The sequence below is a fragment of the Paenibacillus sp. PK4536 genome (assembly GCF_028594455.2).
Taxonomy (GTDB): domain Bacteria; phylum Bacillota; class Bacilli; order Paenibacillales; family Paenibacillaceae; genus Saccharibacillus; species Saccharibacillus nuruki.
In genome coordinates this window covers 2,507,455-2,521,988 of sequence record NZ_CP126313.1, presented here as the reverse complement: position 1 = coordinate 2,521,988, position 14,534 = coordinate 2,507,455, and the positions used below count along the sequence as shown (strand labels likewise).

Sequence of the window (14,534 nt, the reverse complement as noted above, 5' to 3'; positions counted from 1 at the left end):
CGTAAAATTATATTATATATTATCAAAAAACGTGTTATTATCGTCATGTAAGCGATATCAAGGAGGTATATATATATGATTAACATGAATATGAATATTCAAGATATCACAGGGAAAATCAGTCGGCATATCCACGGACAATTTGCTGAACATCTAGGTCGTTGTATTTATGAAGGTATCTGGGTAGGAAAAGATTCACCGATCCCCAACGTGGAAGGCATGCGTACCGATGTGATAGAAGCGTTACGTAAGCTTCATATTCCCGTTCTCCGCTGGCCGGGAGGCTGTTTTGCAGATGAGTATCATTGGAAAGATGGAGTCGGTCCTACAGAGCAACGTGCTCGTATGGTAAACAACAACTGGGGTGGCGTAGAAGAAAACAATCACTTTGGTACCCATGAATTTCTACGATTATGTGAGTTGCTTGAGACTGAACCTTATATCAGTGGCAATGTGGGCAGTGGTACGGTTCATGAGATGCAACAATGGGTTGAATATATGACTTTGGATGGGCAATCTCCAATGGCAGACTGGCGCAAACAGAACGGTCAGGAAGAACCATGGACATTAACTTATTTTGGTGTAGGTAATGAGAACTGGGGTTGTGGTGGTAATATGCGCCCTGAATATTATGCTGACCTCTACAGACACTATTCTACGTATGTTCGTAACTATGGAGATAATCAAATTTATAAGATCGCTTGTGGAGCAAATAGTGATGATTACCACTGGACAGAAGTATTGATGCGTGAAGCTGGACATTTAATGAACGGATTGAGCCTACACTATTACACGCTTCCTTCAGGTGATTGGACATCCAGTAAAGGTTCGGCAACTGATTTTACAGAAGAAGAATGGTTTACAACGCTCAAAAATACATTATATATGGAAGAATTGATTATTAAACATTCCAAAATTATGGATAAATACGATCCTGAGAAAAAAGTCGGTATGATTATTGATGAATGGGGAATCTGGACAGATGTAGAACCAGGAACTAACCCGGGCTTTTTATATCAGCAAAATACATTACGTGATGCGATTATCGCAGGTGTGAACTTAAACTTATTTTATAAATATGCAGATCGGATCAAAATGGCAAATATTGCACAGATGGTGAATGTGCTACAAGCAATGATTTTGACAGAAGGCGATCAGCTCATCTTAACTCCGACATATCATGTGTTTAATATGTATCAAGTACATCAGGATAGCCAAAGACTAGACTTGCAGTATACAAGCCCTAAATACACGATGGGTGCTCAATCTATAGACAAAATCAGTGCAGCGGCTTCCAAAGACCATCTGAATCGTGTTCACCTGACGATCTGTAACTTGAGCCATAACGAAAGCGAATCGTTCTCTTGTCGCATAGAAGGCTTTACCCCTTCAGATATTCAAGGCAAAGTATTAACGGCTTCTGCTCTCAATACACATAATACATTTGAACATCCAGAGCAAATCACTCCAGTTGCTTTGGAAGTCTCTTTTGCCAAAGACGGTACATTAACATTCGAACTTCCAGCGGCTTCTGTCGCAGCGATTACGTTGATCTAACAGAGAGGACGGTCACCCTAATGCCAGCAATCAATCATGGATGTAAAGGTTGTAACCGTAGCCCTCAACTGTCTGACGAAAAGATTGAACGATTGGTCGCTATCGCTATTCAACATAAACAGCCTCATGAGTTAACACCAGAGTCTGTACAGCAAGCACGAATGAACACTTGCTTGTCTTGTCCTTCTTTACAATATGGGACAACGTGCAAACATTGTGGCTGCCTTGTGCATATCCGTACACGTTTATCTGCCTCTTATTGCCCTTCTCCCTATGGATCGCAATGGGAAAAAGAAGATGTGTTGTCAGACATTCTAAGGTATAATGCAAACGGGAATGGTTAAGTACTACGATAACCCGTATTGAATTTTTGGAGGTCTATACATGACAACACATCAAATCGAACAATTATATGTTGAAGGTATTATTAATGACGATACGCTAACTGATATTTTGCATCAATGGGCAGTCGTGCCACTGCTTTATGATGATGGTCACGAGATTGCAGTCGAAGACTATTTCAATCATCTCGAACATTCATTGGGTGTAGAAGCTTATGCTGCTGCTCAATCACTATATGAGCTATCTGTAGAAGCTTCTCGCCGCTTTGCTGAACCGGATGTATATGAAGTGTTGCAAGACTGTATCAGCTTACAGGAAGACTTGTGGATGACCAATGTTCTGACATTAGGAGATTGGATTCATTGGATGGAACAAGCATCTCAAGGAAAGCTTGATTTGCCTGTGATGGATTTCCATAGTCTATTTGAAGATTTGCCTGAAGGATATATGATTCAAGATTTCCATGATGATCTATTATTTATGCTGGAGCAAGAAGATCATCCTAAATACCAAGAAGCTTTAAAACAACAACAACTGTTGTATCGTCAACTAGGTGTGACTGCTTCCTAGTCTATCCCTATGATATGAATAATGATGTTATTCACATCAAAAAAAGACGCTCAGCTATATTAGCTTGAGCGTCTTTTTTGTTACTTATGATCGGGTTAATCAGGTGTGTACCCGTTTATTCAGTATTACTTTTTAGGAGCCGTAATTTTTACCAAGGCATTTACAGTAACCGTTGCTGTTGGATCTGTTACTGAAGTGATTTGGATTTTCAATCGAGTCATACGTGATCCAGAAGCTGGATACTTAATCAATACACCTTTGTTATCTACATATTTCAGATCATCGCTAGACAATACTTTATAATCTAGACGATTATCGTTTGGCAATGTAATCACAGATTGTCCAAGAACATTGTTACCATCAATAATGTAGTTAAATGGTTTTTTCGCTGTAGCAATACGTGTTTTCTCTGTACCTACAATACGGTATTGAGCAGAAGATGTATGAATTGAGTTGCTATCTACTGCACCTGTTGGAGAAACATTGTATGCAGCCAATTGCAATTTGTACGTTCCTGGCTCTAATGCTTTGAGAGAAACGGTACCATTAGCTGAAGCCATGACTACATTATCAATATCATTGAACTGGTAGTATCCCGGGTCAAATAAAGGATAACCTTCTTCAGTTGGAGATTGAACATATTGAGCGGCTGTTCCTCTAAGCTCATCGTCCAGACCATACACGTTCAATTCAATAACATTAGAATCTTGCGACGTTAAATGGAAACCTACATCTGTTACATCTTGTTTGCCATCCAAACGAATATTGGTATTGCTTACTGTCACTTCTTGAATACCTAAGCCTGTATCTGGTAATTCAGTACCTACATGCAATACAAATGGTAAATGCAATGTAGGATAACCATTAGCTGTTAATACCACTTCACCTTCATAAGGCCCTGTTGCCGCAGCAGCGTTCGGTTTGACGGCTAATGAGAATTCTTTGGTTGAGTTGCCACCTAGCAAGATCGAACCATTAGCATCCAATCCTTTAAGTGTAGCACTGATATTACTTACATCCGGTGTTGAAGTCGGATTGTAAGGATCAGAAGTGACATCAGCATGCAATTGGATACTTGCTTTGTAAGACACTGTTAAAGCAGAAGTGTTTTTCAATTGCAGTTTTTTCGTTTGTTCTGCACTACCTGGTTTTAATACGCCAAATGCAGCAGAAGAACCATAGTTAGTCACTGTTTTCTTATTCAAGTTTTTATCCAAAATAACGATCGATTCTACCGTTTCCAATAATGCTGGAGAGTAGACTGCTGATGCTACATTGGCACGTCCAGCACCTTGAGAATAGACATCGTATTGTGTATCATTCTCATCTTTGATCACATCTGCTGTATTCACCAATGCTGCGCGAATATCAAATGGTGTCCAATCCGGATGTTCTTGTTTCAGTAATACAGCTAGACCTGCAATATGCGGGCTTGCCATACTTGTTCCGTTTTGACGCGTATACGCTTCAGCATAAGAAGCATCTTTGATAAATTTACCGTAAGCAGGAATTGTAGATTCAATACTTACACCTGGAGCCACTAGATCAGGTTTAATACCTAGAAGTCCATCTTGGTTAGGACCACGTGAACTGAAATCAGCCATCGTGTCGCCGCGTTGTTCTGTTTTTGGATAGCTGCTTCCGAATTTGAATGTTAATGCATCCGCAGAAGATTTCAATGCTTCTTTAGCTAAAGCACGTCCTTCTTTACCTGCCATATCAAATGTTGGAATATATTCGAATCCATCCCCTAAGAATGCGCTCGAACCGATTGGACCATCACGTCCAACCACACTTTCAGACAAGTCAGCTTCTAACGGATTGGAAGCTTTAACATTACCGTTGAAAATGATAGCCGCTTTGGCTCCATTGTCTTTAGCTACTTTGATTTTGTCTACGAATGTTGCACTACCACGCGAGATCAAAACCACTTTGTTTTTCACATCTTTGCCTTTGTAGTCACCCACTAGACCCAATCCTACATACACTCCATCTAATGGAGAAGTACCTAGAACTCTTTGGAAGTCTTCGTTTCCTGTACGCCAAGCCATTAAGTTCAATCCATACGATTGACCATAAGCATCTGCTGTTACCGTTGTTGTCTCATTTGCATTGTGATAATTAACTGCCGCAGCACTGACTGCCTCTGCTGTCGCAGCAGCTTCACTACTGTATACCGAAGCCGTTACGGTTGAAGCAAACTGTTTGGTAGGAATAGTAGAAGCTCCTACAGAAATAGCCAATTGGGAAGATGCAGGTGAACCCATAGAATAGTAGTAATATCCTTGTTTGGCTGCATTACCATTTGCAATAACGGCTACAACTCCACTGAGCACAGCATTGTTGATTGCGATAACGTCTGGTGAGTTGACATCTTTCTCAGCATCAGAACCTAGAGATAAGTTGATAACATCCATACCGTCTTTAACCGCACGTTCGATTCCATCAATAACCTGTGCGGAAGAACCGGAAGAACGTCCTGTCTCTGCGTTACGTCCCAATACTTTGTATACATAAAGATCTGCATCATAAGCGATCCCTTTTTGTACGATATCACTTGTTTTGTTCGCTGCACGACCTACAATCGTTCCTGATACGTGAGTACCATGCGATGTACCGGCAAATCCTGTACCGTACGGATCGTCTTCAATAGCGATAGGTGGCTCTTCGTACGGATCGTTATCTTTTTCAAATGAATCGTATCCGCCTTTATAAGCACCTTTCAAATCAGGATGCTCATAATCAACACCTGTATCGATAACGCCCACTTTAACACCTTTACCTGTTAATCCTTTTTGCCAAGCCACAGGTGCACCAATTAAGTTCAAAGGAGAAGCATCATATGTAGCTGCTGTTGCTGTAAGCGAAGGAGGATCTTGTACAGGAATCGTGTAATACACACTATTCTCATAAATAGACTTTACACCTGGCAATTCAGCCAACTTGGGAATTTGATTCGCTGGAATCGATACTTCCATACCGTTAAGTACCGTATTGTAGCGATAATTGACTTTAAGCAAAATACCTTGCGCTTTGGCTGCATTCACAATAGCAGATTGTTGAGAATCAATTGCTGTTTCTGTAGATTCTGTAGCAAAGCTACGTACACCTGCTTCAGCAGCATATTGACCTATAGCAACTGGTTGATTAGACAATTGCACGATAACGCGTACCACTTTACTAGAAGTCACATTTAATTTAGGCGAAATAACAGGTGCTTCGTTTGAAGTCTGATTAAGCAACACTGTCGGTAGATTGCGTTCTATTTCGTATGGAGATGTTGCTGTACCTGCTTCAGCTGCGAAAGAAGCAGTTGGCGATAATAAAGTACCTACAGCTAGAACAGCTGCCATGGAAACAACCGAAAATTTACGGATAACGTGTAACTTCGTCAAATGATTTCCCTCGTTTCGTTAAGTTAGATAGTGTGTGTAATGATTTTTTACCGAACTAAAAGGTAGCCCCAGAATTAAACCGTTAACATCTTACTTTAAGTGTAAGCTATAGTAACCTCCTTTAATGAGAATGTGAGGAAGATTTTGTAACATAAAGTTATATTACCACCTGAATTAACCAGTGGCTAGATATTTTATCCATCTATAGAGAAAATTTGCGTTAGTTATAATGAAATAATGAATTTTTATCAATCTTTAACCAAATTTATAATATATATTACATTAAATGGAATAAAAAGAACCTTTCCTATAGCACTACCTTACCCGCAGGTTGGATAGTATCTATTGTGAAAGGTTCTTTTTTGTTTACTATTTAGATCGATATTTTTTCATTATTTTGCAGGTGCTTTAATTTTGACTAATGCTTTGACCGTTGTCTGGACAGTAGGATCTGCTACTGAACGAATCTGAATATTTAATTTTACGATACGCGAACCAGAAGCGGGATACTTCAAAAGTGTTCCAGTATTATCTACATATTTGGCATCACTTGTAGATAATACTTTGTAGGTGATCCGTTCTGTATCGTTTAGTGCAATCACGGGTTTACCGATCTTATTTTGTCCATCCAAAATATAATGGAACGGTTTTGCGGCGGTATGGATTCGATCTTTCTCCGTACCTGTAATGCGATAAGAGGTGTATGCAGGATGAACAGAGTTAGGATCTGTCACCCCCTGCGGATTCACATGATATACAGCCAGTTCTAATTTGTATTGTCCCGGCGGGAGTGCTTTGAGAGAAGTTCCGTTATTGTCAGATACCATCACGACATTATCTATATCGTTAAAGTTATAATACCCTGGCTTAAATAATGGGTATCCCTCATCAGTAACCGGTTGAACGACTTGTGCCAGTGTTCCTTGAGCAACATCATTCATATCATACACATTTAATTCCATGACATTGGAATCGGTAGCTGTTAAGTGAAAACCAATATCTATACTATCTTGCTTGCCATCTAAACGAATGTCTCGATCACTTAACGTCACTTCTTGTAGTCCTAATCCAGCATCAGGAAGATTGGTTCCTACATGGAGAACGAATGGTAGATGCAATGTAGGATAACCATTAGCTGTTAATACCACATCGCCTTCATAATCTCCTGTTACAGCAGTAGCATCGGGTTGAACAGCTAAAGCAAACGATTTAGTCGATTGCCCACTAACCAGAATAGAGCCGTCTGGATTTACTCCTTTTAACCGTGCTGCAATATGACTTACATCTGGTGTTGCTACAGGTTGATAAGGATCTGATGTCAGGCTTGGATTCATGTGTACAGTCGCTTGATATTGTATACTCGTGGTCGATGTATTTTTAATTTGCAATGTTTTGGACTGTTCTGCTCCACCTGCCGCAACTACGCCAAAAGCAGCAGAAGAACCATAGTTGGTCACTGTTTTCTTTTTCAATTCTTTATCCAAAATTGTAATCGGTTCTACGGTTTCAAGCACAGCTGGTGAATAGACAGCATCGATTACATTTACACGTCCACTTCCTTGAGAATAGACGTCATATAAAGTTCCTTTTTCATCTTTAAGCGGCTTGGCTGTATTCGCTAGAATTGCTCGAATATCAAACGGAGTCCAGTCAGGATGCTCCTGTTTTAACAAAGCCGCTAGACCAGCCACATGAGGACTAGCCATGCTCGTTCCATTTTGTCGTAAATAAGCTTCTTTATACGAAGCATCTTTAATTAATTTGCCATATGCCGGGAATGTTGATTCAATATTCGTTCCTGGAGCCACAAAATCAGGCTTGATCCCGAGCAATCCGTCTTGATTCGGTCCACGGGAACTAAAATCAGCGATAGTATCTCCAATAGAAGATGTTTTGGGATATTGCTTTCCGAATGTAAATGTTAATGGCGTTGTAGGAGATTGTATAGCTTTTCTTGCTAAGGCACGTCCTGCTTCACCTGCCATATCAAAGCTTGGAATATAAGGATACCCATCTCCAATATAAGCTCCGCTTCCAATATTTCCATCTCGCCCTGCTATATTTTCGGATAAGTCAGCTTGAGTGGAATCAGTGATTTGAGCATCTCCATTAAAAATAATAACCGCTTTGGCTCCTTTAGATTTGGCAAGGGTTATTTTATTTGTGAATTTAGAACCTCCACGTGAGATCAATACCACTTTATTTTGTACATCTTTGCCTTTATAATCATCATCCAATCCTAAGCCTACATATACTCCTTGATACAACGTATCTCCCAAATATTGAGCAAAATCATCTTGCTGGGTGCGCCATGCGATCGCCTGCAAAGAATAACTTTGTGCATACGTATCTTGACTTACCGAATCAGCATCATACACAGAAGCTGTAACCGATGCTTGATATTGAGTACCCGGAACAGTTGAAGCTCCTACTGAAATCGCCAATGGCGAAGTAGCTGGAGAACCTAGAGAATAATAGTATGAACCTGGAGCGGCTGCATTTCCGTTCGCAACCACTACCACAACACCGCTTAATACAGCATTATTAATAGCAATCACATCTGGTGAATTCACATCTTTGTCTGCGTCTGTTCCTAACGATAAATTAATAACATCCATACCGTCTTTAACTGCATGTTCGATACCGTCAATAATTTGCGCTGTCGTACCTGTAGAACGCCCTGTCTGCGAGTCACGTCCTAATACTTTGTAGACATGAAGTTCTGCATCATAAGCGACTCCTTTTTGTGCAATTTCGCTTGTTTTATTCGCCGCTTGCCCTACGATTGTACCGGATACATGGGTACCATGAGATGTTCCTGCAAATCCCAATCCTTGAGGATCATCTTGTACAGATAACGGTGGATCTTCATAAGGGTCATTATCATGGTGAACAGAATCATAACCCCCTTTATAAGCGCCTTTCAAATCTGGGTGTTCATAATCTATCCCAGTATCGATCACTCCGACTTTAACACCTTTACCAGTTAACCCTTTTTGCCAGGCCATCGGAGCACCGATTAGGTTAAGTGGTGAAGCATCATATGTAGCACTGGTTGCAGTGAGTGTAGCTGGTTCCTGTACAGGAATCGTATAATAATTATTATTTTCATAAATAGATTTGATACCCGGAATCTCAGCCAAAGTCGAAATTTGATTGGCAGGTATCGAAATCTCCATCCCATTGAGTACAGTGTTATAACGATAATTCACTGTCATCTTAATCCCTTTAGCTTTGGCGGCATTGGTAAAAGTAGACTGTTGTGAATCTATCGTTGTTGCTGTAGAAGCCATCACTTGCGAATCTTCTACCGATTGAGTGGTGAATCCTTGTACTGCTTGGTCTGCTTCATATCGCCCCACTGCAACAGGTTCATTATTAAGTTGGACAATCACTCGAATGATTTGGCTGGATTTGAGATTGATATGCCGTGAAATGATAGGAGCTGTATTCGCAGATGAATGTAATAATGATGCATTCGCTGTTGATGTTAATTCATAAGGAGATGTGATGGTACCTTCTTCAGCAGCAAAAGAACGATTTGGCGATAACAAGGTACTTACTGTAAGCAAGGCTGTTAATGTGATCATAGAACATGTACGCATAGCTTTGACTTTATTCAAATGATATCCCTCTTTTCGATGACTAAAATTCAAATCGTTTTCTTTCTCTTACAATCGTTTGACATACATAAGTGATAGATAATGACGACTTCGTAAATACAGAATACTTCACTGTTCATTATGCTAATTTTGTAATACAAAGCTATATTATCATTAAGATGTAGTGATCGACTAGACCCAATATAGAACTATTTATCCTATTTTGATAGTTATAATTAAAATATACGCTTTTAATAATCATATTCTGGTGAAATGAAATAGTTATTACTTTTATTGGAACAAAAAACCACTTCTACCTTATGACAGGCGAAAGTGGTTCTATTTTATAGGGTACGATTCTATTCTTCTTTAGGTACAAAATCGAAAATTTGTCCTTCTTCCATAAGATCAATCAGACGATCTAACCACATATAATAACGTACTGCTTCTTCCATTTTCTCTTTATCTTTCATCAATACTTGGGTCGCTGGTGACTCACTATCGAGATCAACAATCAATTTATCGATTTCTTTGACCGATTTGCGTAACACTAAAATATTACTTTCAACCGATTTGCGCCATTTGATAGCGAAAAAATCAGTAAATGTCTGATACCAGTCATATTCGACTTCATATAAGTCTTTACGTGACCCTTTTTCCCAGACTTTATTAACCATACGTAAATCTAGCAAATTACGGATACCTGTACTCATGCTTGTTTTACTCATCGCCATTTCAGTACCCATATCATCTAAAGTCATAGGTTTGTCTGCAAAAAACAACATTCCATATAAATGTCCTGTAGATAAGGTTACTCCATATAGATCCATATTACGTCCGATGACTTCGATAACGCGTTTTCTTACTTTTTCTACTGCCTCTTGCTGTGATTCATTTAATTGGTCCAAGCTCATGCTTGCACACTCCTATTCTATATATACAGTTTATTCTTTATGATCTGGATATTATGTTTTCTTAAATCATTTTAAAAAAGATAATCTCAAAAGTAAAGTCTCAAAATGAATAGTATGACTGAGAATATGAGCGTATATTAAAGTATTCCTTATAAACTTTCTGTACAGTTTTTTCTGTACATACTAAATATACGGGTTTTACGGTTGATTTGCAAACTTATATTTGTTACAATGAATCTCGTCGGTTTGCAAATGATGAAAATAATCATTTATTTTCTGTAAGTATAATGTTTTTCATCTTTATCTTCCTACTATATAAAAGGGGTGACAAATAGTGTCTATTTTAGAAATCAAAAATGTAAGTAAGTTGTTCGGTCCAAACGCAGAACAAAATGCGAAATTATTGGATCAAGGTTGGACAAAAGAAAAAATGGCTAAAGAAAAACAGATTACTGTTGGTGTCAATCGTGTCAATATGGAGATTGAAGAAGGCGAAATCTTCGTAATCATGGGATTGTCTGGTAGTGGTAAATCTACATTAGTACGTATGTTCAATCGTCTGATCGAACCTACCTCTGGTGAAATTCTAGTCAATGGTAAAGATCTTCGCAAAATGAATAAAGAACAACTTCGCAATGTGCGTCGCAAAACAATCAGTATGGTCTTTCAAAAATTCGCTCTATTCCCTCATCGTAGTGTTCTCGAAAATGTGGAGTACGGACTTGAGATTCAAAAAGTGGCTAAAGCTGAACGTCGTACCAAAGCAGAAACGTCGCTTGAGTTAGTAGGTCTTAAAGGCTGGGAAACGAAAATGCCTGACGAACTTAGTGGTGGTATGCAACAACGTGTGGGTCTAGCACGCGCTCTAGCGAATGATCCTGAAGTTCTTTTAATGGATGAAGCATTTAGTGCACTTGATCCACTGATTCGCCGTGATATGCAAGATGAATTGCTTGAATTACAAGATAAAATGAAAAAAACAATCATCTTTATTACGCATGATCTAGATGAAGCTCTTCGTATCGGTGATCGTATTGCACTGATGAAAGATGGTGCTGTTGTCCAAATCGGTACACCGGAAGAAATCATGATCCAGCCTGCTAACTCTTATGTTGCACGCTTTGTAGAAGATGTTGATTTGTCTAAAGTATTAACTGCTGCTCATGTGATGCGCAGACCTGAGACGATCACATTGGATCGTGGACCTCGTGTAGCGCTTGAATTGATGCGTGAACGCGGTGTATCTAACCTATTCGTTATTGATCGTTCCAAAAAACTACTCGGTATTATTACTGCAGAAGATGCTGTTACCGCAATGAAAACACAACAGAAACTTGAAGACATCTTAATTCGTGATGTGCCTCAAGTAGAACCAGAACGTATGTTGAATGAACTATTTGAATTAGTCAGCACAGCTAAATTGCCTGTTGCTGTTGTAGATGAACGTGATCGCTTAACAGGTGTATTGATTCGTGGAGCATTACTAGGTGCACTTGCCGGCGAAGTAGATAATGGAGAGGTGAATGAGTATGCCTAAGATTCCTTTAGCACAATGGATACAAACGTTAGTAGATTGGCTGAGCCTGCACTGGGCAGGATTTTTCAAAGGCGTATCTAACATCATCAGTTATGTCGTCGATATTTTTACGTATTTCTTTATGTTGCCACACCCATTCTTATTCGTCATTATTATCGGTATTCTCGGGTATATCGCGAATAGATGGTCGCTCGCCATATTCTCAGCACTTGGATTTTTATTAATCTACAACTTGGGATATTGGACAGAAACCATGAACACATTAGGTCTTGTTATCACTTCTGCTCTAATCTCAATCTTGATCGGTGTTCCACTCGGTATTATGTGTGGTTCTAGCAAATTAGCTGCACAAATTATTACACCATTACTTGATTTTATGCAGACCATGCCAGCATTTGTATACTTATTACCGGCTGTAACTTTCTTCAGTCTAGGTGTTGTACCTGGTGTAGTCGCATCTGTTATTTTCGCTATTCCACCAACAATTCGTTTAACCCATTTGGGAATTAGACAAGTATCGGAAGAATTAGTTGAAGCGGCTGACGCATTTGGGTCAACCGGTGGACAGAAATTATTTAAAGTTCAATTACCACTTGCTTTACCAACGATTATGGCAGGTATTAACCAAACGATTATGTTATCTCTATCTATGGTTGTTATCGCATCTATGATTGGTGCACAAGGTATCGGTGCTGTTGTATATCGTGCTGTTGGACAGCTCAAAATTGGTGAAGGTTTCGAAGCAGGTCTAGCTGTTGTTGTTCTTGCTATTGTACTTGACCGTCTTTCTCAGAGCTTATTCAAAGGTGGACGCAAACAACGCGCTTAATAGTAACTAACTGTATACTCTAGCAACATTTGAAAATATTGATTAAAGGGGCGAATTATACGCATGAAAAAGCATAAAAACTTGCTGCTTTTCTCCTGTATTATATTGATCATGATCATTTCTGCCTGTAACCCGAACCGTCAACCATTTCCATCGTTCCCGGGCAGTAAAACAACCAATAGCTCTGACGCTATTGGCGATCAAGTCGGTTACCAGATTATCGGTATCGATGCAGGCGCAGGCATAATGAAAGCTACACGCAAAGCTATCGAAGATTATAAATTAACAGACTGGACATTGGTTGAAGGTTCTAGTGCAGCGATGACAGCAACACTGGATAAAGCAATCAAAAATGAAGAACCTATTATCATTACAGGTTGGACACCACACTGGATGTTCAGTAAATACGATCTTAAATATTTAGAAGATCCGAAGAAATCTTACGGAGATGCTGAAGAAATTCATACGCTTGCTCGTAAAGGATTACAAAAAGACGATCCAACCGCTTATCAATTTTTAGACCGTTTTGAATGGTCTTCTGATGAAATGGGCGAAATGATGGTAGCTATTCAAGCAGGTACTGATTCTGCTGTAGCGGCTAAAGATTGGGCTGAAGCTCATCCTGACCGTGTTGCTGAATGGACCAAAGGCTTGAAAAAAGTAAATGGCAACACACTTACATTAAGCTATGTAGCATGGGATTCTGAAATTGCCAGTACGAACCTAATAAAATACATTTTAGAAACTCAACTCGGTTACAAAGTAACTGCTTTGCAAGTAGAAGCAGGCCCTATGTTTACCGGTGTTGCTAATGGCGATGCAGATGCTACCGTAGCAGCTTGGTTACCACTTACCCATGCTGACTATTGGGAAAAATACAAAGCCAAACTGGATGACCTCGGCCCTAGTATGACCGGTGTTAAAGTAGGACTTGTTGTTCCTAAATATGTAAATGTGGATTCGATTCAAGATTTGCAGCCTCAAGCAGCTACTAAATAATCTTTATCTTTCATAGAATTTAAATAGAAATACAAAAAAAGCTATCTTTGAAATCGTCAGTGATTTCAAAGATAGCTTTTTTAATGCCTAACTATAGCAGTATACATAAGTTAAAGCTTATTCTGGATCATCTTTGGTATCGTTAAGTTTTTTAACCCACAATCCAAAAGCAATACATGCTACCACTATCATTACTGCATACAATAAAATGTAAGGTGTGTGTGCATTAAATTCCATAAATAAAGGCAACACAGCCGGCAAAATAGAAGTTCCCATCAGGTATTCCTCCTTTATAAATTTTCAATAACGAATTTTTAATCAATCCTTATCTTATTTTACCTCAAATAATACCCTTGTGCCATCCGAATAATTGTCTAATTGGTTACCTATCCATGAACCTGCGCCTCGATTATCTGAAGGTTTGATATAACGGATATCTGCCCCTTCTCCACCTTCTTGACACATCGCCATCGGCCACTCATCTCGATCATAGCCTTTTTTGGTAGCTATTCCTCGTAAAGATAACTGTCTATTCGCTTTGGCGCCTCCACGGTCTATGGTGCAGATCGCAGAATGTCCTTCTGCGATCGCGTCTTTGATATGAGCAGCTGTTTTGGGATAGCGATCAGCAGGCACAATAAGGGTATAATCGGCTTGTCCATTAGACGCTTGATTGGGATTCAATATATTGCCAAGATCCACTTGTCCATTCACCAGATAAATAACCCCTGCTAGAATAGCAGTAACCACAAATCCCCATATTTTTTTAGAAGACATCGATTAAGTTCC

9 protein-coding genes and 1 pseudogene are annotated in these 14,534 nt (G+C 39.3%); 5 read left to right on the top strand and 5 right to left on the bottom strand.

Going from position 1 to position 14,534, the window contains the following annotated elements:
• Positions 1 to 75: 75 nt before the first annotated feature.
• Genes PO903_RS11235 through PO903_RS11225 form a run of 3 tightly spaced genes read left to right on the top strand, consistent with a single transcriptional unit; the run spans position 76 to position 2,469 of the window.
• Positions 76 to 1,557: an alpha-N-arabinofuranosidase gene (locus PO903_RS11235; RefSeq protein ID WP_137222071.1), complete on the top strand. Its 1,482-nt coding sequence runs from the start codon at positions 76 to 78 to the stop codon at positions 1,555 to 1,557.
• A gap of 20 nt (positions 1,558 to 1,577) precedes the next feature.
• On the top strand, positions 1,578 to 1,901 hold the full coding sequence (locus PO903_RS11230; RefSeq protein WP_083243319.1) for a hypothetical protein: 324 nt from the start codon (positions 1,578 to 1,580) through the stop codon (positions 1,899 to 1,901).
• A gap of 40 nt (positions 1,902 to 1,941) precedes the next feature.
• On the top strand, positions 1,942 to 2,469 hold the full coding sequence (locus tag PO903_RS11225) for a hypothetical protein (RefSeq protein ID WP_137222069.1): 528 nt from the start codon (positions 1,942 to 1,944) through the stop codon (positions 2,467 to 2,469).
• A 125-nt stretch (positions 2,470 to 2,594) separates the two neighbouring features.
• On the opposite strand, the gene PO903_RS11220 is transcribed toward PO903_RS11225, so the two are convergent.
• The 3 genes from PO903_RS11220 to PO903_RS11210 form a co-directional block, all read right to left on the bottom strand.
• Positions 2,595 to 5,864 (bottom strand): S8 family serine peptidase, encoded by a 3,270-nt coding sequence (locus PO903_RS11220; RefSeq protein WP_273593456.1) that lies wholly within the window; start codon positions 5,862 to 5,864, stop codon positions 2,595 to 2,597.
• A 392-nt stretch (positions 5,865 to 6,256) separates the two neighbouring features.
• A complete protein-coding gene (locus PO903_RS11215; protein WP_273593455.1) occupies positions 6,257 to 9,487 on the bottom strand; it encodes a S8 family serine peptidase in 3,231 nt (1,076 codons plus the stop codon).
• A gap of 338 nt (positions 9,488 to 9,825) precedes the next feature.
• Positions 9,826 to 10,380, bottom strand: coding sequence for a GbsR/MarR family transcriptional regulator (locus PO903_RS11210; RefSeq protein WP_137222065.1), 555 nt, complete (start codon positions 10,378 to 10,380; stop codon positions 9,826 to 9,828).
• Between the two features lie 334 nt (positions 10,381 to 10,714).
• Between PO903_RS11210 and PO903_RS11205 the strand changes: the two genes are divergently transcribed.
• Positions 10,715 to 11,917: a quaternary amine ABC transporter ATP-binding protein gene (locus tag PO903_RS11205; RefSeq protein ID WP_069326122.1), complete on the top strand. Its 1,203-nt coding sequence runs from the start codon at positions 10,715 to 10,717 to the stop codon at positions 11,915 to 11,917.
• A pseudogene (locus tag PO903_RS22315) lies at positions 11,910 to 13,745 on the top strand (glycine betaine ABC transporter substrate-binding protein). The gene PO903_RS11205 and the pseudogene PO903_RS22315 overlap by 8 nt, the downstream one beginning before the upstream one ends.
• A 117-nt stretch (positions 13,746 to 13,862) precedes the next feature.
• On the opposite strand, the gene PO903_RS11190 reads toward PO903_RS22315, so the two are convergent.
• The gene (locus PO903_RS11190; RefSeq protein ID WP_161594229.1) at positions 13,863 to 14,021 is read right to left on the bottom strand and encodes a hypothetical protein; all 159 of its coding nucleotides are present in this window, start codon (positions 14,019 to 14,021) and stop codon (positions 13,863 to 13,865) included.
• Positions 14,022 to 14,075: 54 nt separating this feature from the next.
• Positions 14,076 to 14,522, bottom strand: coding sequence for a NucA/NucB deoxyribonuclease domain-containing protein (locus PO903_RS11185; protein ID WP_273593454.1), 447 nt, complete (start codon positions 14,520 to 14,522; stop codon positions 14,076 to 14,078).
• Positions 14,523 to 14,534 lie beyond the last annotated feature (12 nt).

Bases quoted from the DNA above. Each gene is read 5' to 3' on its own strand.
- PO903_RS11230 (WP_083243319.1), top strand. From the start codon at position 1,578: ATGCCAGCAATCAATCATGGATGTAAAGGTTGTAACCGTAGCCCTCAA.
- PO903_RS11190 (WP_161594229.1), bottom strand. From the start codon at position 14,021: ATGGGAACTTCTATTTTGCCGGCTGTGTTGCCTTTATTTATGGAATTT.
- PO903_RS11185 (WP_273593454.1), bottom strand. From the start codon at position 14,522: ATGTCTTCTAAAAAAATATGGGGATTTGTGGTTACTGCTATTCTAGCA.
- PO903_RS11235 (WP_137222071.1), top strand. From the start codon at position 76: ATGATTAACATGAATATGAATATTCAAGATATCACAGGGAAAATCAGT.
- PO903_RS11210 (WP_137222065.1), bottom strand. From the start codon at position 10,380: ATGAGCTTGGACCAATTAAATGAATCACAGCAAGAGGCAGTAGAAAAA.
- PO903_RS11225 (WP_137222069.1), top strand. From the start codon at position 1,942: ATGACAACACATCAAATCGAACAATTATATGTTGAAGGTATTATTAAT.